The organism is Kitasatospora sp. NPDC093806, from assembly GCF_040683335.1.
GTDB lineage: Bacteria > Actinomycetota > Actinomycetes > Streptomycetales > Streptomycetaceae > Kitasatospora.
In genome coordinates this window covers 1-1,034 of record NZ_JBFBDO010000269.1, presented here as the reverse complement: position 1 = coordinate 1,034, position 1,034 = coordinate 1, and the positions used below count along the sequence as shown (strand labels likewise).

Here is a 1,034-nt window from a genome sequence, read left to right as displayed (position 1 = left end):
CCCGGGGCGGGCTGCGCCGGCGCCCGCCCCGGGCCGCCGGGCGGCCGTCGGTCGCCGAGACCTGGCGGGCCAACGCGCGGCTCTGGTCCTCGGCCCGGCGCCGGTACGTCTACCTCGCCCTCTGGGTGCCCAACGGGCTGATCGTCGGCGTCGAGGCCCTCTACGTGCCGTACCGCCCGGACGCCGCCGGCCTGCTGTTCGCCTTCGGCGCGCTCGGCATGCTGGTCGGGGACGTCCTGGCCGCGCGGGTGCTGCCGGCGCGGTGGCGGGAGCGGCTGGCGGTGCCGCTGTGCGTGCTGCTGGCCGCGCCGTACCTGGGCTTCGCGGTGGAACCGGCGCTGCCGGTCGCGGTGGTCCTGGTCACCGTCGCCACCTGCGGCTACGCGTCCGGGCTGCTGCTCCAGGAACGGCTGCTGGCGCTGACCCCGGGGGAGTCGAGCGGGCAGGCGCTGGGCCTGCACAGCTCCGGGATGCTGGCCTGGCAGGGCGTGGGCGCGGCGGTGGCCGGCGGGCTGGCCGAACTCACCACGGCCGCCACCGCCATGGCGGTCACCGCCGTGGCCTCACTGGCCGTCACCGCCCTGCTGGCGCCGGGCCTGCGGTCCGAGCGGCCATCCGTGTCCGTATCACTGCTACCATCCGCGCAATCCGAACAGAGTTAGAACGTAGAGCCGGAACAGGGTGGGGCGTCAGGTGCAGGAACAAGCAGGGGTGCAGGAGCCGGACGCGGACACGGGCGGCGGTGTCCGTCGCCGCCGGGTCGCCGTCGGCGTCGCGGCGGGGTTCTGCGCGCTGACCCTCGTGGGCGCGGGCGGCTGGGCGCTGAGCGGCTCGAACACGGAGGCCGGCAACCCGGCAACGTCCGGTACGCCGTCCGCACCCGCCACGTCCCCCGCGCCGTCCGAGCCGGCGCCGCCCGCGACCCCGGAGCCCCCGGCCGCCGCGCCGACGCCCACCGGACCCACCGCCGCGCCGGCCGAACCCACCGCGCCCACCGCGCCCAGCGAGCCCACCGAGCCCGCCGTCCCGTCGGC

2 pseudogenes are annotated in these 1,034 nt (G+C 78.0%); both read left to right on the top strand.

Going from position 1 to position 1,034, the window contains the following annotated elements:
- Positions 1–662, top strand: a pseudogene (locus tag AB0N76_RS39910) (MFS transporter); the annotation flags it as partial.
- Between the two features lie 31 nt (positions 663–693).
- Positions 694–1,034, top strand: a pseudogene (locus AB0N76_RS39905) (hypothetical protein); the annotation flags it as partial.